This is a genomic window from Microbispora sp. GKU 823 (assembly GCF_002027145.1).
Taxonomy (GTDB): Bacteria; Actinomycetota; Actinomycetes; order Streptosporangiales; family Streptosporangiaceae; genus Microbispora; species Microbispora siamensis.
This window is the reverse complement of record NZ_MWJN01000010.1, coordinates 93772-117264: the sequence shown is the minus strand read 5'-3', so window position 1 is coordinate 117264 and position 23493 is coordinate 93772. Positions and strand designations below refer to the sequence as shown.

Below are 23493 nucleotides of genomic sequence, written 5' to 3'. Positions count from 1 at the left end.
GGCAATCTCCGTGCCGTGCTGCTCGACCGGGCGGAGGCGGTGCTGCGCGAGCGTGGGATCGACGCCCTGTCCCTCCGGGAACTGGCGCGTGAGGCGGGCGTCAGTCATGGAGCCCCCCGGAGTCATTTCATCGATCGGAGTGCGCTCCTCGACGCGTTGGCGGAACGGGGCTTCGTCCGGCTCGCCGACGAGATTCGCGAGGCTGCTGCCGGCGAGCCCGGCGACCATGCACGCGCCCTTCATGCTGCGGCCTCGGCGTACGTGAGGTTCGCCGTGAGGGAGCCGGCACTGCTCGATCTCATGTTCGCGGCGAAGGTGGACGCCCCGTCGCAGGCGGTCCTAAGCGCCGCGGAGCGCCTGTTCGACATCATGACCGGCATCATGAGCGCGGGCGTCGGAGCGGGCGCCTATGACGCGGGCGACGTCGGCCGGCTGACGCTGCTGCTGGCCGCGACCTTTCAGGGCATCTCGGCGCTCGTCACGTCCCGGCGGATCACGATGTCTCAGGGCGAGGCGCTCATCGACGACGCGATCAAACGCTTCCTCGTGGGGCCGTCCGCCGGGCGGTAGCCGTACCGCGGATACGGTCCGCTCGGGCGGGCGCGGTTCCCGCTCGCGCAGGCGCCCGGTGATCACACACCGCCCGTTCCGGCGCTCCCTCCTGCCCGCGGGGGGATGTCCCTACGTCCGATCGGGGGGCCTCTCCGAGTCCGCCGGAGGGGTGCCGGCCGAGGCCTATCTACGGCTGTTCCCGGAAACGCGTCCGCGCCATGTATCTGGACGGCGTGGTCGACCAGACCGCCGGCGGACGAACCAGAGCCTGCTGGGCTACCGGGACCTGCAGCGGATATTCGGCCGCTTCACCGCCTGGTGCGCGCAGACCGCCGCCTGCGCCCTGCACGGCGAGGACGCCGGGAAGGTGTGGCGCGACCTCACCGCGCGGGCCGACAGGTCGCCGATCCCGGTCACCTCGGAGCGGTTCGGCCGGGGAAAGCTGACCGGCTCCTACCTACGGTGGTTCGGGTTCGCCCCCGATCCCGGGCCCGGCGACTCCCGATGGCTCGCGTTCGCCGAGGCGGTGGACAAGGCCCGGCACGGCGACGGCTCGGGCTTCGCCGACGCCGCCCTCGGCAACGCCCGCGTCTGGACGAGCCCCTCATACTCGGCAATGACCTGCGCCGACGACCGGGGCTACCACGGGTACGAGGAGTACGTCAGGGTCCGCCGCGAGGCGCGCAGGATCTCCCCGGACCTCGGCGGCGCGACCACCCTGGCGCGGTCTCCGCACCGCCGTGGCGGAGGCCGCCGGCGGGGTCACCCGTACACCTGTCACCCGTATACCTGGGAGACCCGGCGCTCGTAGACCCGGCGCCAGGAGAGCCGGTAGAGGATCCGCATGATGGCCGGAGCGGTCTTGAAGATGTGGTCGCGGTCGGCGGGGGTGGCGAGGTCGAGCAGCCAGGCGGCGAGCATCGGCAGATCGCGGCCGTGGCTCTTGGTGACCTTCTTGCCCGACTCCTCCCACCAGGCCGCGCTGACGTGCTCCCTGATCAGCGGGACGACCTCGGACTCCTCCAGATCGAGGTGGGTGTTCAGCAGGCGGTCGAGCGTGCGCAGGTCTGCCGCGACCTCGCGGGCCGGCCTGCCGCCGCCGGAGAGCCTGCCGATGACGGTGTCCATCTCCTGGTGGTCGGCCTCCAGCCGGTCCAGCGTCGCGGCGGCCTCCGGGACGAGACCGCGAAGCAGCGGCCAGATCGCCTCGTCCTCCTCGGTGTGGTGATGGTGCAGGGCGCGCAGCAGCAGCGCGAGGTGCTCGTCGACGACCGCGCGGCGCCGCTCGTCGCGAGGGTCGCAGCGGTCGAGGACCTCGGCCAGCCTGCCGAACTCGCGCCGCAGGCCGGCGTGGAAGACGAGGAACGTGACGAGGTCGGGAGCGGGGTCGCCCGGACGGCGCCGGGTCTGCGTCGGTGTTGTCATGGCCCCACGATGGCCGCGCCCCCTTCACCGCCACTCAACGTCCACTTGCGGCCCGCTTCCCGGCCGGTTGTCATCCGCGTACGGCCTCGCGTTCGCGGGCGATCCTGCCGGCCCACCAGGTGAGCCCGTTCGCCGCGCAGCGCTTCTGCGCCGCCTCCAGATGCGCCCGCGCCGTCTCCGGCCCGGCCGCCCGGCCCAGGTGCGCCATCCGGCCCAGGTAGTAGCCGACCGGCCCCGCGCAGAACGTCCCCGCCCCGAAGGCGATCCTGTCCTCGTACGGCAGCAGCCTGCGGTAGGTGCGGGCGCACGCCTCGTGGTCGCCCGCGACGATCTGGGCCTCGCCCTGCAGGCACAGTCCCGGCAGCTCGCCGAAGTCGCGCGGCAGCGGGTGCCAGCCCTGCTCACGCGCCGCCTCGGCCGCCGTGCGGTCGCCCCGCCAGTCGCCGATGAGCACGCCCATCACCTGCCGGTGGGCGGGGAAGGGGGAGTAGTGCGCCATCAACTCCTCGGCGCCGTCGTAGTCCCCCATCGCGAAGTGCCGGGTGAGCAGCGCCGACGAGAGCGTGCTGCTCGTGTGCCACAGGTTGAGCCGCTCCCCGGCCTCGGCCGCCGCGGCGTACGCGTTGCCCGCGCCCTCGAAGTCGCCGTCGAGCAGGCGCCGGGTCCCGGTCCAGATCAGGTGCTGGAACCGGGGCCAGGGCAGGTCGAGCCGCTCGACCAGCACTCCCGCCCGCTCGGCGGCCCGGTCGGCGCCGGCCATGTCGAACAGGTCGATCCGGGTCCGCTCTCTGATCATGTAGCCGAGCAGCTCGAACCCGGGCAGCCCGAGCCCGGTGAGCTCCTCGCCGATCGCGTCGAGTTCCGCCATGTATTCGGGGAGCTGCACGCCCAGATACCGGGCGTTCAAGGTGATCGCCAGCAGTTCCGGGCCGGCCTCCCCGGAGGCCACCAGGCGGCGGGCCATCGCCACCGCCTCGGCCGTGGCGGTGTCGCAGCGGGGGTCGGCAGAGCCGTCGTAACGTTCCATCCCCAGGCATCCGAGCAGCCTGCAGCGCAGTTCCGAGTCGCCCTCCGGCAGCGCGGTGAGGGCGTCCTCGATGCGCCGCACGGTGTGCAGCTCGATGTCGCCGTAGGTGTAGAACTTCCACAACCCCGGGGCGTCCAGGCTGGTCAGCGCCCGCGCGGCGAGCAGCGGGTCGCCCGACCTGTCGGCCGAGAGCACCGCCTCCGCCCGGGTCTGCCGGGCCGAGAAGCCGTGGCCGGCGGCGAGCTGCGCGCGGACGAGCTGGAGCAGGAGCTCGACGTGCTCGCGGGGGTCCGCGCCGGGCAGCGTCCCGTGCGCCTCGGCCGCCCGGCGCCACCACTGCGCGGCGTCCTCGTACGCGTGCCGCCCGGCCGCCTGCACCGCCGTGGCCGAGGCCCAGCGCACCGCGTCGGCCACGGCGGCGGGCCCGGCGGCCAGCGCGTGCCTGGCGAGGACCGCCAGGTCCGCCACCGGCCGCAGTTCGAGCGCCCGGAGCGCGGCCAGGTGCAGCCCCGCGCGGAGGCGCGGGGGGATGTCGGCGTAGACGGTCTCCCTGACCAGGTCGTGGGTGAAGCGCAGGTCCTCGTCCAGGATGCGGATGGCGGTCGCGGCGTCGAGCGCCTCGTCCACGGCCGCGCCCGAGGCGTCCGCGACGACCTCGGCCAGCAGGCGCCGGTCCGCGCCCGTGCCGAGCACGGCCGCCGCGTCGATGGCGGGGCGGTGCCGGGCGGGCAGGCCGAGCAGGCGGCGGCGCAGGACATCGGCCAGGCCCTCGGGCACCCCGATGAGCGCCCTCTCGATGCCCTGGTCCTCGGCCAGGCGGAGGGTCTCGCGGATGAACAGCGGGTTGCCCCGGGTGCGCTCGGCGAGCGCCGCAACGCTCGCCGCGTCGCGCAGTCCCGACAGCTCGGCGACCGCGGCGGGGTCGAGCCCGGCGAGCGGCAGGCGGAGGGCGTCGTGCCGCCCGAGCAGGCCGAGCGTGTCGTACACCGCGGCCGGACCCTCGCCGGACCGCACGGTGATCACGATGGCGACCGCGCCGCGCAGCAGCAACGCGAGGTCGGACAGCAGGCCCAGCGACGCGGTGTCGGCCCACTGAAGGTCGTCGATCATCACGAGCAGCGGCCGGTCGGCCGCGGCCGTCTCCAGGTACGCCGCGGTCGCCTGGTGCAGCCGGAACCGGGCCTCGCTCGCCTCGGCGGGCCGTCCGGCCCCCGGGGCGGGGTCGTCTCCCGGGGCGGCGTCGCGGAGCAGCACCCGCAGGGCGGCGGCCTGCGCGGGGGAAGGGGGGACCCGGGCGGCGATGTCCCTGACGACCTGCTGCCACGGCCACAGCGCGGGCGCGCCGGAGGTCTCGTGACACCTGCCCCAGGCGACCAGCCAGCCCTCGGCGGCCCGCCGATCCGCGAACGCCTCCGCCAGCCACGTCTTGCCGATCCCCGGCTCGCCGGAGATCACCGCGATCCTCGGCGCGCGCGTGCCACTTCCCGTGCCACTCCCCGGGCCAGGTCCCGCGCCAGCTCGTCGAGCCGGTCGAGCTGCGTCCCCCGGCCGACGGCCTGCCGCTCCGGCCGGTCCGCCCGCGCCGCCTCGGCCTGTGCCGCTTCGACCTGTGCCGCCTCCATCCGCGCCGCAGGGTCCCGCCGGCCGGGGGCGAGGGCCGTCGAGGGCCGGGTCCTGGGTGAGGATCGCCTCCTCCAGGCGTCGCAGCGCCGGGCCGGGGTCGAGGCCGAGCTCCTCGGCCAGGTGAGCCCGGGCGGTACGCAGCGCGTCCAGGGCGTCCGCCTGCCGCCCCAGGGCGTAGAGCGTGCGGGCGAGCAGCTCCCACAGCCCCTCCCGCAGGGGGTGCGCGGCCACCAGGGCCTCCAGCTCGCCCACCACGTGCGGGTCGCCCACCCGCCCCGCCAGGAGCCGTTCCCGCGTCACCAGATGCGCCTCGGCGAGCCGCTCGATCTCCGGCCGGAGCCAGGGCACGTCGCCGAACTCCTCGTACGGCATGCCGCGCCACAGGGCCAGGGCGCGTTCCGGCTCGCCGGCCTGGGCCAGGCGGACGAACTCGTCGGCGTCCACCTCGTGCGGCCCGAGCGCGTACCCCGGCGGGCGGCTGACGAGCACGGACGAGGGCGTGCGGGGAGCACGGCCGGGTTCGAGCACCCGGCGCAGGTTGGAGATGTAGCTGTGCAGCGTGCTCTGGGCGCGCGGCGGCGGCGTGCCGTCGTACAGGTCGTCGAGGATCGCGTCCACCGACACCGTCGCGCCCCTGGCGATCAGCAGGCGGGCCACCAGCAACCGGGGCCGCGGCCCGCCGAGGTCGACGGAGACGCCGTCGACGTACGCCTCGACCGGGCCGAGCACCCGGAACATGACCGCCATGCCGGGATTGTGCCACGATCATCGGCCGAGCCTGAGCCCTCAGAGGGAGAGCACCCCGCCTTCGGGTGCAGAGCACTTCGCTCTCAGGCGCGAAGCGCCCCGGGCACGGTTTCGCGGAGGTGGGCGAGGCTCTCCGCCGCGGCGTCCATGGCCCGCCCGACCGGCCCGGTGAGCACACCGTCCCGCTTGACGACCACGCCGTCACTGACGACCGTGCGGACCAGTCCGGGGTGGCCGGCGAGGACGACGGCGGCGCGCGGATCCAGCATCGGCGCCATGGCGGGGGTGCCCGCCTCGACCACGATCAGGTCGGCTCGCTTTCCGGGCGTGAGGCTGCCGGTGACGGCGGACAGCCCGGCCACCGCGGCGCCGTCGACGGTCACCATGCGCAGCAGGTCGGCGGCGGCCAGCGGCGCCGGGTCCTGCGTGAACCGGTGGTGGGCCAGGGCCGCGCGCATCTGCGTGAACATGTCTCCCGAGGAGGCGACCTCGGTGTCGGCGCTGAGGCCGGTGACGAGGCCCGCCCGCAGGAGACGGCCGGTCGCCGGCGTGCCGAGCCCGGGCATGGTCATCTCGATGAACGGCGACACGCTCGCGGTCACGCCCGCGTCGGCGGCGGCCTTCAGCTCGTCGTCGCCGGTCGCGCTCGCGTGCACCAGGGTGATCGTCTCGTCGAGCAGGCCCTCGTCGTGCAGCCATCCGACGCTGCCCACCTTGTCGGCGGAGCCGACGTGCATGGTGACCCGCAGCCCGAGCTCCCGCGCGAGCAGCAGGTCGCGCCGGGCGGCGGCGGGGGCCGACATCTCGGGGCCGCGCGCCGCCAGGGCCATCGTCACGCGGGCGGTGTCGTCGCGGAGCACGTCCCTGACCCGGCGGACGTCGGCGGGAAGCTCCGCGTCGCTGTGGTCGCCCACCCAGGCGAGCGGGTCGACCTGGGGCCAGCCGTAGGCGAAGACCCCGCGGATCCCGCTGTCGCGGAGCGCGGCCACGGCGGCGTCACTGTGCTCGGGGGTGTTCTGGATGTGGGACCAGTCGACCAGCGTGGTGATCCCGGCCTCCAGCGCGCCGAGCGCGCCGAGCAGGGTGCCCGCGTAGACGTCCTCGGGCCGGAAGTTCGGCCCAAACTGGAGGAACGCGGCTCCGAGGTAGTCCATCAGGCTCCAGTCCAGCCCGATGTGACGCAGCGCGGACTGCCAGGTGTGGCGGTGGGTGTCGACCAGGCCCGGCATCACCACGCAGCCCGAGGCGTCCACGACCTCCGCTTCCGGGGACGCTTCGGCGGCGGGGCCGACCGACAGGATCACGCCGTCGCGGACGACGACGTCGGCCGGGCCGTCCGGCACCGCCGGGTCCATGCCGATCACGTGGCCGCCGGTGACGATCAGGTCGTTGGTGAGAGGCATCCTTCGCTCCTTCGATGTCCGAGGTGATGCCTCTTTGTGCCACCGCACGCTTGTGGCCGTCTTGACGCGGCGCGCGCCGCCCCGTCAAGACGGCCACAAGTCCGTACGCATCCTCAGGACGCGGGCGCGGTCGTCTCCAGTTCGTGGACGCGCGGGTCGCCCTGGTCGGCGAAGTAGTCCTCGGGCCGGGTGCCGTCCGGGCCGTCGGCGCTCTTGAACGCGCGGGCCACGAAGGTCCCGAGCACGGCGACGACCAGGTTGACGATCAGCGCGAGGAACCCGGCGTACACCGTGATCTTGGTGTCGAACCCGAGCTGCGACAGCGGGAAGGCCGAGCCGCCGAAGTGGGCGTGGTTGGTGGCCGGGTTGGCGATGTTGTACAGCAGCAGCATCCCGGCCGCCATGCCCGCGGCCCAGCCCGCGATGAGGCCGCCCCGGTGGAACCACCGGGTGTACAGGCCGAGGCCGACCGACGGGAGCGTCTGCAGGATGATCACGCCGCCGATGAGCTGGAGGTCGATAGAGAACTGCGGGTCGATGAGCAGGATGACCAGCACCGCGCCGATCTTCACGACCAGCGAAGCGACCTTGCTGACCGTGGCCTCCTGGGCGGCGGTGGCGTTCCGGTTGATGTACTCCCGGTAGATGTTGCGGGCGAACAGGTTGGCCGCCGCGATCGACATGATCGCGGCCGGTACGAGCGCGCCGATGCCGACGGCGGCGAACGCCACTCCCGCGAACCAGTCGGGGAACACGTTGTCGAACAGCTGCGGCACGATCGTGTTGCTGTCCTTGCCGATCGGCTTGACCCCCGCCGCGATCGCCATGTAGCCGAGCAGCGCGATCAGGCCGAGCAGCAGGCTGTAGGCCGGCAGGGCCGACATGTTCCGCTTGATCACGTTCCGATTGCGCGAGGCGAGGATCCCGGTGACGCTGTGCGGATAGAGGAACAGCGCCAGCGCCGAGCCGAAGGCGAGCGTGACGTACTGGAGCTGGTTGTTGGCGTTGAGCAGGGTGCCGTCGCCCGGAGCCGGGGTCGCGTCGAACTTCGCCTTGGCGGCGTCGAAGATCGACGCCCAGCCGCCGAGCTTGGCCGGGATGTAGATGATCGCGACCAGGATCACCAGGTAGATGAGCGAGTCCTTGACGAACGCGATCAGCGCGGGGGCGCGCAGCCCGGACTGGTAGGTGTAGGCCGCGAGGATCGCGAACGCGATGATCAGCGGCAGGTCGCCCGTCAGCCCCATCGTCTTCAGCACCGCCTCGATGCCGACGAGCTGCAGGGCGATGTACGGCATGGTCGCGACGATGCCGGTGATCGCCACGAGCAGCGCCAGCGTGGGGGAGCCGAAGCGCACGCGGACGAAGTCGGCCGGCGTGACGAGGTTGTGCACGTGCGAGACCGACCACAGCCGGACCAGCACGAGCATCACCATCGGATAGACGACCACCGTGTACGGCACGGCGTAGAAGCCCATGGCGCCCGCGCCGAAGATCAGGGCGGGCACGGCCACGAACGTGTAGGCCGTGTAGAGGTCGCCGCCGATCAGGAACCAGGTGATCCAGCTGCCGAAGCTGCGCCCGCCGAGGCCCCACTCGTCGAGGGTGGCGAGGTCGCCGGGACGGCGCCAGCGGGCGGCCACGAATCCCAGGCCGCTGACGACCAGGAACAGGAGCGTGAAGATGACGATCTCGGTGGTCTTCACCGGCTCCTCCTCGTCGCGCGGTAGACGAGGGTGGTCGTGGTCACGCCGAGGATGATGAAGGCGAGTTGCAGCCAGTAGAACATCGGGATGCCGAACAGCCGCGGTTCGTCGGCGTTGAACAGGGGCGGGATGAGCGGGATCGCGATCGGCAGCAGGAGCAGCCAGGTTCAGCGGGCTCCGGTCGGGGTTGCGGCCGCGGTCGGCGCGGGGGGTCGTCACACGTTCTCCAATCGGACACGGACCAGGCGTGACCGGCGGATCCGCGTGACGGGGCCGTCGCGCGGACCAGCGGGACGGTTACTCGGCGGCAGCGTAAGGACCCATGGGTAACAGGGGGATCACCAATCGCCGAACGGTCGTGTTGGCGCGCCCAGCGACGATCGCGGGGGAGGCCCCCGACCACATGCCGGCCCGATACCTGACGCCGTCTGACAGGAACGGGCGGTAGCCTCCCGCCGGAAGGAGGCGATGCGATGCGCTACGTGGCGCTGCTGCGCGGCATCAACGTCAACCCCGCCACCACGCTGGCGATGGCCGATCTCAGAACATTGCTGGAACGGCTCGGGTACGGGAACGTCCGCACGCACCTGCGCAGCGGGAACGCCCTGTTCACGGCGGACGGGGACGCCTAGTCGATCGCCACCGCGATCGAGCGCGGGCTCCGGGAGGAGTTCGGCCTGTCCGTGGCGGTGATCGTCCGTACGGCCGAGCAGCTTCGCGGCGTGGTGGAGCGCAACCCCCTGGAGGTCCGGGACCCCGCCAGGTTCGCCGTGGTCTTCCTGGCCCGGCCGCCGGACCGGGAGGGGCTGGCGAGCATCGATCCGGCGGCGTACGCCCCTGAGGAGATGCGGATGGGCGAGCGGGAGCTCTACATCTACTTCCCCGACGGGCTGCGGCGTCCCAAGCTGCCGCCGCTCCTGGAGAAGCGTTCGACCGGCCCGGCGACCATGCGCAACTGGAACACCGTCACCCGCCTGCTCGCGCTCGCCGAGGACCTCTAGGAGTATCCCCGGCGACTTTCCGCCCGTCAGGCTCCGGCGTGCAGGTAGGGGGCCCACAGCGAGGGCGTCCGCGGGAGCCGGTCGCGTACGGCGCGCACCGCGTGGTGCAGGGCCTGCGCGGACCGGCCGAGGTCCAGGGCTCCGTTCTCGGTGCGAAGGCCCTGGTAGAAGGCGTCGGCGAGCTCCAGGGTGATCGCGTCGTCGATCTCCCACAGCGTGCCGACGACGTGGCGGACGCCGATGGCCTGGAACGCCGCGGCGAGCGTGATGGCCTCGTCGAGCAGGTCACGTCCGCGGTTCAGCCGCCCGACGAGGGCGGCGAGCTGCGGCAGCTCGGTCCGGGCCGGTTGGGCGAGCTCGACCGTGCCCAGCGTGACGACGCTCATCTGCGCGGTGCTGCAGGCCGACAGGTAGACCAGCTCGGCGCCGCTCAGACCGGCCGCGGCGAGATCGGCCACGGTCAACGGGGCCGTCTCGTGGTCCGCCAGCAGCAGCCTGCTCCTCGCCGGATCGAGGGCCTCGCTCACGCCGTGACATGCGAAGTGGGCGATCGGCGCGTCCGCCATCGCGGCCAGCACCGCGTCGCGGGCAGGGGAGGTCAGCACGAGCGAGCCGGGCAACACAGCACGGAGCAGCTCGGCCTCCTCCGCGGCATAGGGCAGTGGCGCGGCACCCGGGGTCTGCGGCATCGCGACGACCAGGGGGCCGGCCGGGGGCCGCGCGCCCCCGGCGGCCGGGGGGCGGACGTCGTGCGTCGAGGAGGGCACGGACCGTCGGAGCGTACGACGAGACAACCCGGTCCAGGACCGTACGGCTGTCGGCGGCGCGGTGGTGGCCGGCCGCGTGGAGCGGGAACACGCTCAGCATGCCGCCGGGCACCCACCAGACCCGCGGCAACGGGGTGCCGGAGTCCGGCGGCGGCGCCGGGCAGCCGAGCGCGTCCAGCACCGGAGCCGCGGCGGCGTCCCACAGCCATTCCAGGGTGGCGTTGATGTCGTCCTGCGCCGCCACCCTCTCCCGCCATCCCGCCTCGGGGTCGCCGGCACCCTGCAACGCGGTGAGAAAGGCATGGAACCGCTCGGGGGCGGCGGCGAGACCGGGTAGCGGAAGGTGGTCGACGCCGTCGGGGGTGAGCAGGATCGCGTCGCTGCGGTAGCGGCTGACGTTGAACACCACGATCGGGCCGTCCTCCGCGGCGGCGCACAGCTCGGCCAGGCCGGGCAGCGGCGGGCTCTGCCGGATGCGGCCCAGCAGGATCGACCGGCCGGATTCCAGCAGGCGCAGGGCCCGCAGCGCGGGCGGTTCGGACCCGCCCCGCCGCTGCGGCGGCCCGGCGGAGGGGACGGACAGCGCGAGCGCGGCGGCGTCGGCGGCCAGCCGTGCGTAGGTTCTCAGCTCGTGCTGCCTGTCGCTCCAGCTCGGGCCCGCCGGAATCGTCTCGGGCAGTAGGGCGACCGCGGCCTCCAGCAGGTCCGCGGCGAGTGCCGGCCGCGTGTCGTGTACCAGGTCCGCCGCGGCCCTGGCGGCGGAGATCCGGAGGTCCAGCGGGCCCGACGGGTCGCCAAGCGCGCTCCGGTAGGCGGCCAGCGCCTCCCCGGCGCCTTCGCCGGAACGCTCGGCCCGGGCGCGCAGCGCGTTGCCGAGGAAGGCGACGTGCACGGCTCGGTGTGGTGAGCCGTCAGGGGTCGCCTCGACGGCCTCCCGGGCGACGGCGACGGCGGCGTGCAGGTCATCGGGTGCGCCCGTCGCTTTGGAGCGGTCGCCGTGTGCCTCGGCGAGCGTCGCCAGGAAGATCGACCGCGTCGGCGAGCCGGGCGGGGTCGCGTCCACCGCCTCGCGTCCCGCTCTGATCGCCATGTCGAGGTCCGACACGTCGCCGGTGAGTGTGAAGCGGTCCCGCAGTGCCACGCCGAGGTTGTGCAGCACGCCCGCCCGGAACGGGCGCCCTGCCGGCATCGCGTCCGCGGCGCCCTGGAAGGCCTCGACGGCGGCCTGGAGGTCGTGGAAATCACCCGTACGCCGGTAGCGCACGTGGTGTGCGGTGCCCAGGTCCGACAGCAGGGTCGCGCGGCGTGGGTGGCCGGCGGGGATCGCGCCGACGGCCTGCGTGCCCATCTCGACGGCCGCGTCGAGGTCGGCCGACGAGCGGCGGAGTTCGAACCGCAGCCGGAGGGCGAGGGCCAGGTTGCTCATCCGGGCCGGGCGCTCCGGATCACCGGGCGGGGTGGCGTCGACGGCCTCCCGGCCGACCGACACGGCTCGCTCGATGTCGTCCGATGCTCCGTCCGTTTCATGGCGCCGCAGGAGCGCGAGACACAGATTGTTCAACGCGGCGGCGCGCTCCGGCCGGCCCGGCGGGACGGCGCGAACGGCTTCCTCGCTGAGGGCGAGCGCTCGTTCCAGGTCCTCTCGTCCGCCCGTCACGCCGAAGCGGTCGAGCAGGGAGATGCCGAGATTGGTGAGCGGCGTGCCGCGGTCGTCGGCGGGGGTGCGGGCCAGGGACTCGCCGCCCGCTTCGATGGCGGCCTCGAGATCGTGCGTGTCTCCCGTCTGGTCGAACCTGGTCCGCAGGGCCACGGCGAGGTTGCCGAGGACGTGGTGGGCCGGCCCGTCCCGCGTCGTCAGGGCCTGCCGGTACGCCTCGATCGCGAGGTCCAGGTCGGCGACGTCGCCCGTACGGCGGAACCGTGTGACGAGCAGGACGCCCGTGTTGTACCAGAACCCGGCGGTCCGGAAGGCGGCGATCGCCGCGTCGAGGTCCGCGGCCTCGCCTGTGCGCTCGAACCTCGTGTTCAGCGCGCCTGCCAGGTTGCCCAGGAAGCCGGCGTGGTCGGGGTGGCCGGGCGTGGCGGCGGCCACGGCCCGGCGATTCGCCTCGACGACCTCGTCCAGGTCGGCGGGCGCCTGGGTGACGTCGAACCTGGCGCGCAGCGCCGCGCCGAGCAGCCATTGGTAGGTGCCGCTCCCGGGGACGGCGTCGGCCGAGAGCCGTGCGGCCTCGATCGCCGCGCTCAGATCACCCGGCGCGCTGTGCGGCGGAACCGGTCCAGAAGGGCGCGGCCGAGCCGGTGCCGCTGCTCGGGCACGTCGCCGTCCCGCGACAGGGCCACGGTGACCGCGAGACTCAGCGTCTCGACGGCCTCGTCCAAGAGATCGGCCGAGCCGGTCCGCTCGGCCAGCATCTGCAGGGAGACGCCCCAGCCGCCGATGTACCGGGCCCGGGCGGCGTCGTCGGGCGCGGCCGCGGCCACGATGCGCTGCCAGACGAGGGCGGCGGCCTCCAGACCGTCCGGTCCCGGCGTCTGGAGCCCCTGCTGGGTCATCGCGATCGCCAGGGGCTCGGCGATGTCGGCGAGGACGGGCAGCAGCGGTTCGGGCAGCGGTTCTGCGCCGGCCACGAAACAGCCGACGAAGGCACGCAGGGCGGCCCGCAGCTCGTCGCGGTCCTGGCCTTCGGGCAGGGCACTGTAGCGGTACCAGTGCAGCCAGCCGAGCGCGAACCCGGCGTCGAGGTCCTCGTCGTCGCCGAGCGCCTCCGTCAGCCGGCGGATGTCCGCCGTCACCTCGGGAGCCAATGCGTCCCGGGGTGTCCGGATGCGTGCCAGGTGCGCCTGGACGGCGGCGAGGTGCTGTTCCCGCATGACGGCCCCTGTCCCGGCGTCGGACCCGTGCGAGCGTAACGTCCGTGCGGGCCGAGCCGCTTACAGATTGGTGGGTCATCGGCTCCGCCGGGACTCGCCCGGAGGTGAGAATGAGCGATCGGACGGCCGCCGCGATCGGCTATGTCTGCGGCCACCTGGCCGGCATCCGCGAGCATCTGGAGGCACTGGGAGACACCGGGCCGCTCGACCGGCTGCTGGCCGCCGTTCGCTCCGGAGAGGAGGTCGCCGGACCGCTGGACCGGCTGCACGAGGCGCTGGTGGCGGGCGGCGACGTGCTCGGGGTGTACGGCAACGCGGGGCGTGGCCTGCGCGCTCTCGCCGTCGAACCCGACCCGGGCGAGTTCGTCTACCTGTGCCCGCAGCGACGGTGCGCGCGGTATCGCTGGCCCTCTCCCGGCTCCGGCGCCGCGCCGTCCTGCGACATCGGCGGGACGCCGATGACCCGCGAACGGCTGCGCTGACATGGGCGGCCTGCTGGCCGAGCTCGGGAAGAAGCTGGCCGAGCGCTGGCTGACCCTGCTCGTCCTGCCCGGGGCGCTGTACCTCGCCGCCCTGGTCGCCGCGGCGACGCTCGGGCATGCCCATCCGTTCGACGAACGTCTCATGACGACCCGGCTGGACCAGTGGACCGTGCCGTACGGCACCGGGCGTGCCGCGGTGCTCCTCACCACGTTCCTGCTGGGGTCGGCCGCCGCCGGGGTGGCCGCACAGGCCCTGGCCGCCGTGGTCGAACGGCTCTGGCTGGCCGAGGGATGGGGTTCCTGGCCACCACCGCTGCGGCAGGCCGCCGCCCGGCTCACCCGGCGCCGGCGCTCCCGCTGGTCCCGAGCCGTGGAGGGGTACCACCAGGCCAGGGAGGACGCCGCCGCCGCTCTGGCCCGCGCCCGCCTGGAAGAGGACCCGGTCTCCGGCGCGCCGGGCCGCGCGGCGCCCCCGTCGGGGCTCGACGCCGCACGGCGGCGGCTGCGGCACATCGGCACGGAGGAACCGGAGCGGCCCACGTGGATGGGCGACCGGATGCAGGCGGTCGCGACCCGTTTGGACCGGGAGCTGGACCTCGACCTGGCCACGGTCTGGCCGTACCTGTGGCTGACCGTACCGGAGACCGTCCGCGCCGAGATCACCGCGGCCCGCGAGACGCTCGGCCGGGCCACCACGCTGGCCGGGTGGGGGCTGCTCTACGCGGCGGTGGGGGCGCTGTGGTGGCCGGGCCTGCTCATCGCGGCCGTCGTCCTCGGCACGGGATGGCGCCGCGCCCGTACGGCCGTCGACGCCTACGCCGAGCTGGTCGAGGCGACGGTGCGCCTGCGCACCGCCGCCCTGGCCGGTGACCTGGGCCTGGAGCACACCGGTCCGCTCAGCCCGGCGACCGGCAAGGCCGTCACCGACCTCCTCCGTCACCGCGGGCCGGTGCCGTGAGAGCTACTCGCGGCTCATCATGTGACGATCGGTCAGAGCAGCGTGGGGAGGATCACCGCGGAGGGATGGCGGGGGTCGTGCAGGATCTCCTGGTCGGAGGCGACCATGGGGGTGCCGGCCGTCAGCGGCGCGCCGGTGCCCGGGTTGCGCGCGATGCGCGGGTAGGCGCCGCTCGCCACCTGCACCCGGATGCGGTGGCCGCGGCGGAACCGGTGACCCATCGGCCACAGGTCGATCTCCACCCGGCGCACGCCGTCCTCGTCGCCGCGGTCGGCGGGGGTCAGGCGGCGCACGCCCTCGCAGACGTTCATCGACGTGCCGTCGGGGTGCACGTCGCACACCCGTACGACGAAGTCGGTGTGCTCCCTGCCGGTGCGGACGAACAGTTCGGCGCTCACCGGGCCGATCATGTCGGTGTCCCTGCCGAGCACGTCCGAGGTGTAGACGAGCACGTCACGCCGGGCCTCGAGGCGCCGGTTGTCCCTCGGCTCGGAGTTGCCGATCAGCACCGGGCCGCCGAGCACCGGCGTGGGGTGCGCGGGGTCGTAGCGGTAGCGGTCCGGCTCGCCGCCCGCCGGGTTGTCCCGCGACAGGGCGAAGCCCGGCTGCAGGTGCCAGCGCTCGCGCCGCATCCCGGGCGGCGGCCAGTCGGGCTCGTCCCGCCACTCGTCCGCGCCGGTGACGTACAGCCGGACGGGGGAGGGGCGCAGCCCCGACGGGTCGCCGAGCAGGTGGGCGCGGAACCAGGCCAGGGCGTCGGCGTTGGCGGCCCGCCCGTGGCGGATGTCGGCGTGATACCACGGCCCGATCGTCAGATAGGGCCGCCGTCCGGCCGCCCGCAGCGCCGCGTAGTCCTTGAGCTGCCAGGGCAGGAACACGTCGTACCAGCCGCCGGTCATCGTGATCTCCGCACCGACCTGCCCCACGGAAGCGGAGAAGTCCGCCTTGTCCCAGTACGTGCAGAGGGTCTCGCCGTGATGGGCCAGCAGTTCGCGGAAGAACGGCAGCGGCCTGCCCGCCGACAGCAGGTCGAGTTCGTGCAGCGGGCGGCCCGACAGCACGGCCCGCCGCGTGCGCCGGGGCGCGATGAACGCGGCCACGCCGCCCAGCCTGCCCTCCAGGTGCGCGGTCAGCGTCGTCCAGATCAGCGTCGACTCCAGCGCGAACGACCCCCCGACGTACGCCGCGTCGCGGAAGCACGAGGCGGTCACCTGGATGGACATCGCGCGCAGGTCGGGGGTCTCCGCCGCGATCGCCCACTGTGTGTAGCCGAGGTAGGAGGGCCCGTGCATGGCGAAGCTGCCGCCGTACCACGCCTGCGCCCGCATCCACTCGACCGTCGCCAGGCCGTCCTCCTGCTCGTGGACCAGGGGATCGAGCCGCCCGCCGGAGCCGAAGCCGCCCCGGCAGCTCTGCAGCAGCACCTGGAACCCGTGCCGGGCGAAGGTCCAGCCGTACATCCAGCCGACCACCCCGCCCCTGCCGTACGGCGTGCGGATCAGGATCGTCGGCGGCCGGTCGGCGCCGACGGGCGCGTAGTGATCGGCCAGGAGGGTCACGCCGTCCGGCATCGGCACGGGCACGTCACGGCGGACCCGGACCCGGCGGCCCTGCGGCCCGCTCGAACCCCCGCCCGTACCTCTCGGCCCGCCCGGCTCTCCCGGGCGGCGGCTGTGCACCGGCACGCGGACCATGGCCCCTCCTTCCCCGGCCTCGAGCGGACGGCCCGCGCCGAGAGTGAGGTTTCCCGACCAGTAACAGAATATCTATCCGCTATTCGCCCTTCCAGTCATGCCGCGTTGCATGATCACGGCTCCCGCCGCTACCCTTGACGCATGCGAACTCATGCACCCTCCCAGTGGTGGCGCCGCTGACAGGCGGCGTTTTCGCATTCGCGTCGAATAGACCGGCCGCCCCATGAGTGGCGGCCTTCTGTGTGTCCGCCCCGGGGCATACGAAAAAAGGGGCGTGGACAGTGGAGATCAGCGGATATACCACGGCCGGCGGCATCGCGGTCGAGCGCCGGGTGCGCGAGGTGCCCGAGGAGGCACTGGAGGAGATCGTCACGTCGCTGGGGGAGCGGCGCGGCGGGGCCTTCTCGTCCGGCATGGACTACCCGGGCCGTTACAGCAGATGGGCGTTCGGCTACGTCGATCCCTGCCTGGAGATCGTGGCGCGGGGACGGCGGATCTCCGCCCGCGCGCTCAACGAGCGCGGCCAGGTCGTGCTGCCCGTCGTCGCCTCCTGCCTGCTGGCGGCCGGCAAGCCGGTGTCCGAGCCGACCCACGGCTACGTCGAGGTGCACGTCCCCGAGTCGGAGGACCTGCTGCCCGAGGAGATGCGCAGCCGCAGGCCCACCGTCTTCACCGCCATCCGCGAGATCATCGCGGCCTTCCGGTCCGACGACCCGCACCTCGGCCTGTACGGCGCCTTCGGCTACGACCTGGCCTTCCAGTTCGAGCCGATCCGCTACCGCCTGACCCGCCCGGGCGACCAGCGTGACCTGGTGCTGCACCTGCCCGACCGGCTTGTGGTGATCGACCGGGTCCGCGAGACCAGCGTGGAGTACTGCTACGAGTTCACCGTGGACGGCGCCTCCACCAGCGGCCTGGAGCGCGCCGGCGAGACGATCCCCCTGGTCGCGCCCCGGGAGATCCCGCCGAACCCGGTGAGGGGGACCTACGCCGAGGTCGTCGCCAAGGCCAAGGAGAAGTTCCAGCGCGGCGACCTGTTCGAGGTCGTCCCCGGTCAGGTCTTCCACGGCGCCTGCACCGACCCGTCCGCCTTCTACCGCTCGCTGCGCACCGAGAACCCCGCGCCGTACGAGTTCCTGCTCAACCTCGGCGACGGCGAGCACCTGGTCGGCGCCTCGCCCGAGATGTACGTCCGGGTGACCGGCGACCGCGTCGAGACCTGCCCGATCTCCGGCACCATCGCCCGCGGGGCCAACCCCGTCGAGGACGCCGAGGCCATCCGCACGCTCCTGTCCAGCGTGAAGGAGGAGTCGGAGCTGACCATGTGCACGGACGTGGACCGCAACGACAAGTCGCGGATCTGCGTCCCGGGCAGCGTCCGGGTGATCGGCCGCCGCCAGATCGAGATGTACTCCCGGCTGATCCACACCGTCGACCACATCGAGGGCCGCCTGCGCCCCGAGTTCGACGCCCTCGACGCGTTCCTCACCCACATGTGGGCCGTCACCGTCACCGGCGCCCCCAAGACGTGGGCCATGCAGTTCATCGAGGACCACGAGGAGACCACCCGGCGCTGGTACGGCGGCGCGGTCGGCTTCATCGGCTTCGACGGCTCGATGAACACCGGCCTGACCCTGCGCACCGCGCAGATCCGCGACGGCGTCGCCACCGTGCGCGCCGGGGCCACGCTGCTTTTCGACTCCGACCCCGAGGCCGAGGAGCGGGAGACCGAGCTCAAGGCCAGCGCCCTCCTCGGCGCGCTCGCCGCGTCCGCCCGCCCCCGGGAGGAGGCGCCGGCGGAGCCCCGGGCCGACCTGCCGGGCGAGGGCCACCGCGTGCTGCTCGTGGACCACGAGGACTCCTTCGTCAACACGCTCGCCGACTACTTCCGGCAGCAGGGCGCGTCGGTGGTCACGCTGCGGCACGGCTTCCCGCTGGAGAAGCTGGACGAGATCGCCCCCACGCTCGTCGTGCTGTCGCCCGGCCCCGGCTGGCCGTCCGACTTCGGCTGCTCGGCGCTGGTCGAGGCGCTGTACGCCCGGAGGCTGCCGGTGTTCGGGGTGTGCCTGGGCCTGCAGGCCATGGTCGAGCAGGCGGGCGGCACGCTCGAACTGCTGCCCTACCCGGAGCACGGCAAGCGCGGCCGGGTCCGCCGCGAGGGCGACAGCGTGCTGCTCGACGGGCTGCCCGGCGAGTTCGTCGCGGCCCGCTACCACTCCCTGCACGCCAAGGAGCCGGGGGTCAAGGGCTTCCGGGTCACGGCGTACACGCCGGACGGCGCGGCCATGGCGATCGAGGACGCCGAGAACCTGCGCTTCGGCGTGCAGTTCCACCCCGAGTCGATCCTGACCACGCAGGGCGGCGCCGGGGCCCGGATCATCGCCAACGTCCTGCGGCTTTGCGCACGTCATGGCTGAGTAAAGAGGCCGTCTGGGGCGGCGCCGGCGCGGCGGGGGAGCCGTAGAGTCCACTGCCGTGCCGGAGCCGAGATCCCACGACATGCTGCCCGTACCCGTACCCGTTCCCGACGCGGTGCGGGCGGCCCTGCTCGCGCCCGTGGTCGACCAGCACTGCCACGGCGTGCGCCGCGACGACACCACCAGGTCGGGGTTCGAGCAGCTCATCGGCGAAGGCGGCACGCCCGCGCCGCCCGGCACCACGCACTTCGACACCCCGGCCGCGCCGCCATCCGCCGCTGGTGCGCGCCGGTCCTCGGCCTGGAGCCGCACGCCTCGGCCACCGTCTACCTGTCGCGCCGCGCCGAGCTCGGCGCGGCCGAGGTCAACCGGCGGCTGCTGCGCGGCGCCGGGGTGTCGGCCTTCCTGGTCGACACCGGACCCGACGTCCCGGGGCTGCTCTCACCCGCCGAGATGGGACGCCTCGGTTCGGCCGCCGCCGACGAGATCGTCCGGCTGGAGCAGGTCGAGCAGGACGTCGCCGAGGCCGGGCTGCCCGCCGCCGACTACGCCGGGACGCTGCGGGACGAGCTCGCGGCCCGCGCGGCCTGCGCCGCCGCGCTCAAGTCGGTCGCGGCGCACCGCTGCGGCCTCGGCTTCGACCCCTCCCGGCCCTCGCGCGGCAGCGTGATCGCGGCGGCCGGCCGCAGGCTCGCCGACCCCAAGTCGCGCCTGGACGACCCCGTCCTCGTACGGCACCTGCTGTGGGCGGCGGTCGACGTCGCGAGGGAGCGGGGCCTGCCGCTGCAGTTCCACTGTGGCTTGTCCGGCGGGGGCTTGTCCGGCGGTGGTCTGTCCGGCTGGGGTCTGCCCGGCGGTGGTCCGTCGGGCGTCGGTGTGGGCCATCTGGCCGATCCCGCGCTGCTGACCGGGTTCGTCCGCGCCCTCGCCCCGCTCGGGGTGCCGGTCGTCCTGCTGCACTGCTATCCCTACCACCGCCAGGCGGCGTACCTGGCGGCCGTCTTCCCGCACGTCTACGTGGACGCCGGGCCCGCCGTCGCCCACACCGCAGCCGGCTCCGCACATGTCCTGCGCGAACTGCTCGAACTCGTCCCGTTCCACAAGCAGATGTACGGCTCCGGCTGCCACGGCGCCGCCGAGCTGTGTTTCCTGGCCGCGCTCTGCCATCGCCGCGGCCTGGCCCGCGTGCTCGCCGACCGGATCGCCGAGGGCGAGTGGAGCCCGGCCGACGCCGCCCGGATCGCCCACATGATCGGCTCGGGTAACGCCCGCCGCGTTTACCGCCTCTGAAATCCGGAAGCCCCGAGGGTTATGACATGGGGCCGGGTCGCGATCGTGGGGCCGAGCTGGTTTGCTTGGACGGTCACCCATCGGCAACCACTTCACGGGGAATGTGAATGCGCAGCGTCGAGCCCGAGGTCTTCCTCGTCGCCAAACCCTCTGTCGACTACGACGAGCTGGCCCGCTACCTTCACGAGATCGGCGGGGAGAGCTGGCTTGAGCGGCTGGAGCGGGGCGAGTTCGACGCCCAGAACCTCGCCGAGTTCGCCGGACGGCTGTGCTACCGGTCGTTCGAGCCGGGCCTGAACCCCAACGTCACGAGGGTGCGCACCGACCAGGAGGCGTACCTGCGCAACATCCTGGCCAGCGCGCACGGCAGCGTGCTTGAGCACCTCAGCTTCAGCTTCGTGCTGCACAACGTCTCGCGGGTGCTCACCCACGAGCTGGTACGGCACCGGCCGGGGGTGGCGATCTCGCAGGAGTCGCTGCGGTTCGTCCGGCTGAGCGACATCCCGTTCTGGTTCCCGGAGTGGGCGCGCGAGGACGCCGAGCTGATGAAGCGGGCGACCGAGATGCTCGACCGGATGGAGGAGTTCCAGAACTGGATGGCCACCCATTTCGGGCTGGACGAGGACGGCGTGCCGTTCGCGGAGAAGAAGCACCGCACCTCGTTCATGCGCCGCTTCGCCCCCGAGGGCGTCGCGACCGGCCTGGTCTGGACGGCCAACGTGCGCACCCTGCGGCACACGATCGAGGCCCGTACGGCCACGGGAGCCGAGGAGGAGATCCGCCTCATCTTCAACCGCATCGGGGAGATCATGCGGGAGGAGGCCCCGGCCCTGTTCGGCGACTACGTCGTCGAGGACGGCGCCTGGGTTCCCGGCTGGCGCAAGGTCTGAGCCGCCGAGGTTCGAGCCGCCGAGGTCTTGGGCCGCCGGCCCGCGGTCGCCCGGAAGGGCGCCGCGGGACGGCGGCGGCGGGTCAGAGGACGGCCGCCCGCACGCACAGCACGTCGGGCAGGTGACGGGCGATCAGCGACCAGGTCTCGCCCGCGTCGGCCGAGCCGTACACCTCGCCGTCCCGGGTGCCGAAGAACACCCCGGCGGGCCCCGCGGACATCGCGTCCCTGAGCACCGAGGCGTGCACCGGGCCCTCGGGCAGCCCGGCGGAGTGTCCGTGCCAGGTCTCCCCGGCGTCGTCGCTGCGGAACACCTGGTAGCGGTGGCCGAGCGGCGTCCGGTCGACGTCGCCGTGCAGCGGGAAGACGTACAGCCTGTCGGGGTGGTCCGGGTCCACCGCGATCGGGAACCCGAAGTCGGAGGGCAGGCTCGACCCGATCTCGGTCCAGGAGTCGCCGAAGTCGTCGGACCGGTAGACACCGAAGTGGTGCTGCAGGTAGAGCCGCTCGGGCGCCGCGGGATGCTGCGCCACCTTGTGCACGCACTGGCCGAACTCGGGATACTGCGCACCTTCCGGGAGGAAGGGAGCGCGGATGTTCTTGTTGGACGGCCGCCAGGTGGCCCCCGCGTCGTCGCTGCGGAAGAACCCCACGGCGGAGGCGGCGACCCCGATGCGCCGCGGGTCGGACGGGTGGGGGATCACCGTGTGGAGGCACAGGCCGCCGCCGCCGGCCTGCCACTGGGGCCGGGTGGGGTGGTCCCACAGGCCGTCGACCATCGTGTAGGTGGCCCCGCGGTCCTCCGACCGGAACAGTGCGGCGGGCTCGGCGCCCGCCCAGACCACGTCCGGCTCGGCCGGCGACGGCTGGAGCTGCCAGACCCGGGCCAGCGCGGCACCGGTGCGCTCGGGGAAGGCGACCGGCGGGGTCGTCGCCTCCTCCCAGGTCTCGCCGAGGTCGTCGGACCACATCACCGACGGGCCGAAGTGGCCGTACTCGATACCGGCGAGGAGACGGGGCGTGGTCCCGCGGGTGTCGATCGCGACCGAGTGGATCGCGATCGTGGAGAACCGCACGGGCTCGACCTCGAACGAGCCGCCGTCCGAGGAGCGCGCGAGGAACAATCCTTTGCGGGTGCCGATCGCGAGCAGTGCGGTCATATGTCCTCCCTGTGCCGATTTCGATTATGTTTTCGATTCGAATCCTGCCAGGAAACCTTCGCCGTCGCCCGCCCTTCCGGTCAAGCCTCGTTCTGCACCGGATCTCGGTGGATCCGCGCGAGCGGCACCCCCGAGCTCTGCAGGCGCCGTACGGTCTCGTTCACCATCCCGGGCGGCCCGCAGACGTACGCCTCGTGGTCGGCCCACGAGTGGAACCTCTCGACCACGTCGGGGAGCCGGCCGCGCATCCCGTCGTAGGCGAGGTCGTCGGAGACCACCGGCACGACCCGCAGCCAGGGGAAGGCGGCCTCCATCCTCGCCAGGTCCGGCATGTCGTACAGGTCGCACGCGCGCCGGACGCCGAACAGCAGGTGGATGTTCGGGCGGGCGCCGGAGGCGACGACGTGCTCGATGACGGCCTTGAGCGGCGCGAGGCCGGTTCCTCCGGCGACGCAGAGGAGGTCGCGATCGGTCTCGGGCGGCGTCATCGTGCCCACCGGCGGGCCGAGCAGGAGCTGGTCGCCGATGCGGGTGTGGCGGACCAGCGCCGTGCTCACCCAGCCGCCCGGCACGGCGCGTACGTGCAGGCGCAGCGAGCCGTCCGGGCGGGGCGCGTTGGCGATGGAGAACCGCCGCCACACGCGCGGCCACCGGGCGGTCTGGACCGTGACGTACTGCCCGGGGACGAAGTCCATGCGCTGCGAGGGCCGCAGTGTGAGCACCGCGATGTCCCGGGTGCGCGGCTCGTGGTCGGTCACCTCGGCGAGCCACCAGGGGGGCGTGGTCTCCGCGGCGGCGGCGTCGATCATGATCTTCGCCGCCATGGCGTACGCCTCGGTCCAGGCGGCCTCGATCTCGTCGGTCCAGATCTCGGCGGCGAAGTGCCTGATCGTGGCGAGGAGTGCGCTTCCCACGGCTCCGTAGTGCTCGGGGGACACGCCGTACTTGCGATGGTCCCGCCCCAGTTGGGCGAGATAGGACGCCAGCCCCTCGGGGCTGTCGAGCATCCAGACGACCCTCGTGAGCGCGTTGAAGAGCCGGTCGCGCTGCACCTCCATGCCCGGCGGGAACATGCCCCGCATGTGCGGGCACTGCGTGAACAGTCGTCCGTAGAAGTACCCCGCGGCCTTCTCGGCGACGGGCTCCACGACCGAGAAGCTCTCCTTGACGAGGCGCGGATTCAGCGGCATCAGTTGTGTCCCACCCTAGGGACCGGAATCGTGCTCCGGTCTGTCGATCCACCTCCCTGACGGCTCCGGGTGACGAGCGCCGGCGGCCCCGGCTCGACCGATCGCTCAACGGGGAGTGTTCCACTCGCTCTCGGGCGTCACAACCGATTCCCCGCAAGGCAACCGACTGTGAACACTTCGTTATTTTTCGTGATGTTGCTGCTGTGACTCCTGTGACTGGTGAGAAAATCGACAAAAGGAAAACGATCTGCGCCATGATGGGCCTGCCTGCTCGCACACCCCCAGGAG

The 23493-nt window shown here is 73.2% G+C and carries 19 protein-coding genes and 1 pseudogene; 10 read left to right on the top strand and 10 right to left on the bottom strand.

Translation table 11 applies throughout. The features are described from left to right. The first annotated feature begins 15 nt into the window (after positions 1-15). Complete coding sequence (locus B1L11_RS08365; RefSeq protein ID WP_218670966.1) at positions 16-570, top strand: TetR/AcrR family transcriptional regulator; 555 nt, start codon at positions 16-18, stop codon at positions 568-570. A 151-nt stretch (positions 571-721) separates the two neighbouring features. Continuing rightward, on the top strand, positions 722-1363 hold the full coding sequence (locus tag B1L11_RS08360) for a hypothetical protein (RefSeq protein ID WP_079313942.1): 642 nt from the start codon (positions 722-724) through the stop codon (positions 1361-1363). On the opposite strand, the gene B1L11_RS08355 is transcribed toward B1L11_RS08360, so the two are convergent. The 5 genes from B1L11_RS08355 to B1L11_RS08335 form a co-directional block, all read right to left on the bottom strand. Continuing rightward, positions 1330-1977: a hemerythrin domain-containing protein gene (locus tag B1L11_RS08355; RefSeq protein WP_079313941.1), complete on the bottom strand. Its 648-nt coding sequence runs from the start codon at positions 1975-1977 to the stop codon at positions 1330-1332. The two genes, B1L11_RS08360 and B1L11_RS08355, sit on opposite strands and share 34 nt — an antisense overlap. A 70-nt stretch (positions 1978-2047) precedes the next feature. Further along, a complete protein-coding gene (locus B1L11_RS08350; RefSeq protein ID WP_079313940.1) occupies positions 2048-5374 on the bottom strand; it encodes a BTAD domain-containing putative transcriptional regulator in 3327 nt (1108 codons plus the stop codon). 83 nt (positions 5375-5457) lie between these two features. Beyond that, a complete protein-coding gene (locus B1L11_RS08345; RefSeq protein ID WP_079313939.1) occupies positions 5458-6777 on the bottom strand; it encodes an amidohydrolase family protein in 1320 nt (439 codons plus the stop codon). A 113-nt stretch (positions 6778-6890) separates the two neighbouring features. Next, positions 6891-8483, bottom strand: a complete 1593-nt coding sequence (mctP, locus tag B1L11_RS08340) for a monocarboxylate uptake permease MctP (RefSeq protein ID WP_079313938.1) — start codon at positions 8481-8483, stop codon at positions 6891-6893. Continuing rightward, positions 8480-8605 carry a DUF3311 domain-containing protein gene (locus tag B1L11_RS08335; RefSeq protein ID WP_256862340.1) on the bottom strand — a complete coding sequence of 42 codons (126 nt, stop codon included), beginning with the start codon at positions 8603-8605 and terminating at the stop codon, positions 8480-8482. The genes mctP and B1L11_RS08335 overlap by 4 nt, the downstream gene beginning before the upstream one ends. Positions 8606-8956: 351 nt before the next feature. On the opposite strand from B1L11_RS08335, the pseudogene B1L11_RS08330 reads away from it, so the two are divergent. Next, positions 8957-9484, top strand: a pseudogene (locus tag B1L11_RS08330) (DUF1697 domain-containing protein). Positions 9485-9510: 26 nt separating this feature from the next. Here the strand turns inward: B1L11_RS08330 and B1L11_RS50095 are convergent. Then, positions 9511-10251 (bottom strand): CHAT domain-containing protein, encoded by a 741-nt coding sequence (locus B1L11_RS50095; RefSeq protein ID WP_256862338.1) that lies wholly within the window; start codon positions 10249-10251, stop codon positions 9511-9513. A gap of 398 nt (positions 10252-10649) precedes the next feature. Between B1L11_RS50095 and B1L11_RS54600 the strand changes: the two genes are divergently transcribed. Beyond that, on the top strand, positions 10650-10871 hold the full coding sequence (locus B1L11_RS54600; protein ID WP_372974653.1) for a hypothetical protein: 222 nt from the start codon (positions 10650-10652) through the stop codon (positions 10869-10871). Positions 10872-11930: 1059 nt separating this feature from the next. Next, on the top strand, positions 11931-12440 hold the full coding sequence (locus B1L11_RS54595; RefSeq protein ID WP_372974652.1) for a hypothetical protein: 510 nt from the start codon (positions 11931-11933) through the stop codon (positions 12438-12440). A gap of 55 nt (positions 12441-12495) precedes the next feature. Here the strand turns inward: B1L11_RS54595 and B1L11_RS08315 are convergent, their stop codons facing one another. Next, a complete protein-coding gene (locus tag B1L11_RS08315) occupies positions 12496-13125 on the bottom strand; it encodes a hypothetical protein (protein WP_079313934.1) in 630 nt (209 codons plus the stop codon). A 110-nt stretch (positions 13126-13235) separates the two neighbouring features. Between B1L11_RS08315 and B1L11_RS08310 the strand changes: the two genes are divergently transcribed. Together B1L11_RS08310 and B1L11_RS08305 are read left to right on the top strand one after the other, a co-directional pair. Next, positions 13236-13607, top strand: a complete 372-nt coding sequence (locus tag B1L11_RS08310) for a hypothetical protein (RefSeq protein ID WP_079313933.1) — start codon at positions 13236-13238, stop codon at positions 13605-13607. 1 nt (position 13608) lies between these two features. Next, complete coding sequence (locus tag B1L11_RS08305) at positions 13609-14565, top strand: hypothetical protein (RefSeq protein ID WP_079313932.1); 957 nt, start codon at positions 13609-13611, stop codon at positions 14563-14565. A gap of 32 nt (positions 14566-14597) precedes the next feature. On the opposite strand, the gene B1L11_RS08300 is transcribed toward B1L11_RS08305, so the two are convergent. Then, the gene (locus B1L11_RS08300; RefSeq protein ID WP_218670965.1) at positions 14598-16259 is read right to left on the bottom strand and encodes a CocE/NonD family hydrolase; all 1662 of its coding nucleotides are present in this window, start codon (positions 16257-16259) and stop codon (positions 14598-14600) included. 281 nt (positions 16260-16540) lie between these two features. Here B1L11_RS08300 and B1L11_RS08295 point away from each other — a divergent pair, with 281 nt between their 5' ends. The 3 genes from B1L11_RS08295 to thyX all read left to right on the top strand — a co-directional run bounded on the left by B1L11_RS08295 (position 16541) and on the right by thyX (position 20856). Continuing rightward, the gene (locus tag B1L11_RS08295; protein WP_079313931.1) at positions 16541-18676 is read left to right on the top strand and encodes an anthranilate synthase component I; all 2136 of its coding nucleotides are present in this window, start codon (positions 16541-16543) and stop codon (positions 18674-18676) included. 393 nt (positions 18677-19069) lie between these two features. Further along, a complete protein-coding gene (locus B1L11_RS08290) occupies positions 19070-19966 on the top strand; it encodes an amidohydrolase family protein (RefSeq protein ID WP_256862337.1) in 897 nt (298 codons plus the stop codon). Positions 19967-20073: 107 nt separating this feature from the next. Then, positions 20074-20856 carry an FAD-dependent thymidylate synthase gene (thyX, locus tag B1L11_RS08285; RefSeq protein WP_079313930.1) on the top strand — a complete coding sequence of 261 codons (783 nt, stop codon included), beginning with the start codon at positions 20074-20076 and terminating at the stop codon, positions 20854-20856. Between the two features lie 82 nt (positions 20857-20938). Here thyX and B1L11_RS08280 read toward each other — a convergent pair whose 3' ends face one another. Together B1L11_RS08280 and B1L11_RS08275 are read right to left on the bottom strand one after the other, a co-directional pair. Continuing rightward, positions 20939-22015: a glycosyl hydrolase gene (locus B1L11_RS08280; protein WP_079313929.1), complete on the bottom strand. Its 1077-nt coding sequence runs from the start codon at positions 22013-22015 to the stop codon at positions 20939-20941. Positions 22016-22095: 80 nt separating this feature from the next. Beyond that, the gene (locus B1L11_RS08275) at positions 22096-23205 is read right to left on the bottom strand and encodes a globin domain-containing protein (protein ID WP_079313928.1); all 1110 of its coding nucleotides are present in this window, start codon (positions 23203-23205) and stop codon (positions 22096-22098) included. Between the last annotated feature and the right edge of the window lie 288 nt (positions 23206-23493).